4 protein-coding genes are annotated in these 3,976 nt (G+C 35.0%); 2 read left to right on the top strand and 2 right to left on the bottom strand.

Annotation, left to right across the window (positions count from 1 at the left end):
• Positions 1-2,378, bottom strand: a 2,378-nt coding sequence (locus tag B5X64_RS22310) for an ATP-binding protein (RefSeq protein ID WP_139377623.1), incomplete at its 3' end; no start/stop codon positions are given.
• Between the two features lie 378 nt (positions 2,379-2,756).
• Between B5X64_RS22310 and B5X64_RS22305 the strand changes: the two genes are divergently transcribed.
• Both B5X64_RS22305 and B5X64_RS22300 read left to right on the top strand, forming a co-directional pair.
• A complete protein-coding gene (locus B5X64_RS22305) occupies positions 2,757-2,963 on the top strand; it encodes a hypothetical protein (RefSeq protein ID WP_079467312.1) in 207 nt (68 codons plus the stop codon).
• Positions 2,964-2,982: 19 nt separating this feature from the next.
• Entirely contained in the window at positions 2,983-3,366 is a 384-nt protein-coding gene (locus B5X64_RS22300) for a hypothetical protein (RefSeq protein ID WP_079467311.1), read from the top strand.
• Between the two features lie 161 nt (positions 3,367-3,527).
• Here B5X64_RS22300 and B5X64_RS22930 read toward each other — a convergent pair.
• Positions 3,528-3,976, bottom strand: a 449-nt coding sequence (locus B5X64_RS22930; RefSeq protein WP_167370504.1) for a leucine-rich repeat domain-containing protein, incomplete at its 5' end; no start/stop codon positions are given.

Here is a 3,976-nt window from a genome sequence, read left to right as displayed (position 1 = left end):
AGGGCTTCCATTCCGTTAGCAGCCAGTGTGGATCTGATATTTTTGTGAGCAAGCATATGCTCAAGGATGATCCTGTTTGTTTCATTATCATCCACCACCAACGCGCTCTCAATAGCAACCTCCATCTCATCGTCTGGTTCAGACATCAAATAAGGAATTTCTATATCGAAGAAAAAAGTAGACCCTTTTTCCGGTTCACTGATTAATGAGAGATTCGTGCCCATATATCCCAAAATATTGTTCGATATCGTAAGCCCCAGACCAGTACCTCCATATCGTTTACTAATGGAACTGTTTTCCTGAGTAAATGCATCGAAAATATATTTTTGTTTATCCGCTGGAATTCCTATTCCCGTATCTCTGACGGAGAAGCGTAAGACGATATTTTTCTGATCCATTTGCAATTTCTCCACTTTCAGCTCTATTTCGCCCGTTACTGTAAATTTTACAGCATTCCCCAACAGATTGGTCAGAATCTGTTTTAAACGTGCTTCATCAATAAGAAGCATAGCAGGAAGACCCTGCTCCACGTTAAGAAGAAGCTCAATATTTTTCTTCTGAGACTGGTACAGAATAACATTAATAACCTGATCCAACATCTCATTCAGGTTGCTTTCTTCGATCAAGAGTTCCATTTTACCTGATTCGATCTTAGAAAAATCGAGAATGTCATTGATGATATGAAGCAAATTTTCTCCCGAATCATTGATATATTTTAGGTACTGTTCCTGCGTTTCATTGAGAGGAGTTCCCAAGAGAAGGTCTGAGAATCCAATGACTCCATTCAATGGAGTCCTTATTTCATGGCTCATATTAGCGAGAAATTCAGATTTTGCCCTGCTGGCTATATCAGCAGTCTCTTTCGCATTTTTAAGTTCTTCATTTACCCTCACCTCATCACTGATATTCTGTATTGATATAATGATCCCCCCTACCTGATTTTCATCTAGATACCATGGTCCAACTTTGAGATCATAATGTTGAATATCTTTCCTGCCTTTCACTTCCAATATAAAATCCTTATTCACATAGGTAATTCCTGATAATGCATTCTGATAAATATCCATTCCGTTTTCTTGAATCTTAGGATAGGCAGTAGAAAAGAGGGTATGTCCGATCAAATTTACATGATCTATTCCAAACTCCTGCTTCCATCTACTGCTTACAGCAATATAATTAAGATCTTTATCAAGCATGGCCAAAGGAACAGGAACATCTTTGACAAACGATTGCATCATTGCTTCCTTCTTTGTAATTTCCAGTAACATCTTTTTGTAAGAATCAATATCTTGAATGATTCCAAAAATTCTCTGGCAGACATCTTCTTCAAATTCGGGAATCCCCTTCAACCTAACCCATACAATAATACCGTCACTGCGTAAAAGCTGAAGCTCCTCATCAAAAGCCATTCCTTCTTTTACCGCCCTGTCGAACAAGTATCTAACTCTTTCCTCATTTTTTCCTTCGAAAAATCCGAGAGCATTTTCAAAATTTGGCCGAAAATTGCTATTTACTTTGTGAATTTCTCTTGTAGTCTGAGACCAAAACAGCTCGCCGGATTTCATATTCACTTCCCATCCACCTACCTGTGCGACCTCACTAGTATCTTCAAGCAAGTGCTTTGCATAAGACAAATCCTTTTCCAACCCATCACGACGTTTAATGTCAGATCTCATTTGTACGTAAATGAAAGCGGTCACGCTAATGGCTGCTGCAGCGGAAAAAACAATGAATAATACAGACCACATGGAAGACCTGTTCAAATCTGTATTTGTAATGGCTAGCTTAACTTCCTCATTCTTTACAAAATCCTGAACCAAGCTGCGACAGGTATCCATCCCTGCCTTATTTTGTAAAAGTTCCTGTGGGGTAATTACATTTCCTTTCCTATGTTTCTCTATGAGCAAAACAAATTCTTCCATCATCGCTTCTGATGTACGCAATAAATTTCGAAGTATGTTTGTCTGATTTTTTTCTGTAACATTAAGTTTATCGGCTTTAGAGACCAGCAATTTATACTTAAGTTTACTTGTATTAAAAGGTTCAAGAAAACTTTCCTGAGTGGTAAGCTGGTATCCCCGGTTGCCAGTCTCTGCATCCAGAAGAGAATTTAAGATATCTTTTACAAAAATTATAGATTCCTTACTTCTCATAAAGCTCTCCCGGTTTTTCATCTGTTTCTGAATGCTGACATAAGATGCTACTGAACTTGTGATAAGCAACATCAGTGAAAGTATAATTCCGATCTGAAAATTTCTAATAATTTTTGTAGGCATGAGTGGATTATTGTAAAATAAAACGAATTCTATCGTATTGAGTATTTTCAACAAATATAGCTGTTTTTTAAAATTATCACTCCTGATCCTTAAATATATCATAGGATATCATCAAAAATGATCCTCCATGATAAAAAATCTTTTATTTGATGAATAAACATTGAATCCTGAATCTAAACTTCCATAAATAATTTAAACAGACGAATGAAAGCTTGAAATTTGTACGGATACACAAAGAGATTTTCTTCCGCTGTGACAACGAATATATTTGCTATAAAAGGCGGATAGCCTTATTGGCAATCATGAACTTTTAAATTTGTTCATCCTAATTCAGGAAAATAAAATGCTATGAAAAGAATGTAATGCCAATTTCATTCAATATAGATTTGTGAGGGAAGAGTATATTTAGAATATTCACTTATTTTTTAAATCTTGAAAATTACTACTTTTGACGAGTACTGAAAATGAGTGATCTATATTATGACAGACGATATTAAAATATTGGTTGACTTTGCAGAAGGACGATTATCTGGCAAAGACTTTGAACAGGAATTGTACAGCAATAAAAAATTGGAAGTTTTACTATCAGACGAAAAAAATCAATTGGTATGGAACTTATTTGCACAGATCCAGTCCGTTTCTATTTCTGGCAGAGCAGAACTACAAGACGGCAGAGGGAATAATTAACGCATAGGGAGCGGTTAAAATGTTTTTAGAAAAAATAAATATTGAAGTCAGTTCAACAGACAATTATTCAGAAGAGTATGATCTATTACACACAACAGTTCCAAAATACCTTGACCTCGACTCAGAATTTTTTGAAAAATTAATTATGCCCGCTGATCGATCGCTATCTAAAGCAGAAAAGAAACAGATCATCAAGAAAAATATTGACCAACTTTTCAACTATCATACAAAACCGCCCAAATGGATACAAAATCCCAATTGGCTCATTAGAGATGATAGACCCATGTATTTTTTAGGACAGCTTGAAATAAAAAACTGCGTCCAATTTCACGATGACGGTTGTGTTTATCTGTTCATGGATACGGAAACAGGAAATATAGAAACCGTGAAGCAATATTATTAAATCGTAGATTAAGTTTAAAAACATTTTAAATTTCTAAATTACTCAATGATGCAAAGATCTTAAACTTTCTATATGTTATTAAATTGTATTAAAACTATTACAATGATTCCGAATATTCTTTACTGGTTGAAAATTATTTATTAGTGACCTTCAATGAAATTCTAATAATTTTGGACACCACACTTAGGCAGGTTAGTTTTGATTCTTGCTATTTCATCCTTGTCAAAATTATTGCCCTGAATCTGCAGTTCCCTCAATTTTGTAAGTCCCAGTATAGATTCGGGAACAAAATCGATCTTCATATTTGCAATAGATAATCTAAATAGATTTGGAAAACGATTAAAAACATCTGGTATTGATACATTACCATCTTTTATTACAAGCCAGTCCGACTTTTTCTTTGGTTTCCAAAAAGATATATCCAACTCTTCGATCTGTTCCAAATTTTTAATACTGTCAAGCATTTGTCCGAAGAGTTCATACGGAGGCATTTTTTGACCCATAACAGTTTCGGCACTCAGATTGAGCTTCTTCAAATTTTTCAAAGATGAAAGGTCAGGAAATATTTTAAGATCAGACAAAGAACAGCTAAGGTCTATTTCTTCAAGCT

It is taken from the genome of Chryseobacterium balustinum (assembly GCF_900168205.1).
GTDB lineage: Bacteria > Bacteroidota > Bacteroidia > Flavobacteriales > Weeksellaceae > Chryseobacterium > Chryseobacterium balustinum.
The sequence above is the reverse complement of the archived record's forward strand: the minus strand, read 5'-3'. Positions and strand labels throughout refer to the sequence as shown.

Bases quoted from the DNA above. Each gene is read 5' to 3' on its own strand.
- B5X64_RS22305 (WP_079467312.1), top strand. From the start codon at position 2,757: ATGACAGACGATATTAAAATATTGGTTGACTTTGCAGAAGGACGATTA.
- B5X64_RS22300 (WP_079467311.1), top strand. From the start codon at position 2,983: ATGTTTTTAGAAAAAATAAATATTGAAGTCAGTTCAACAGACAATTAT.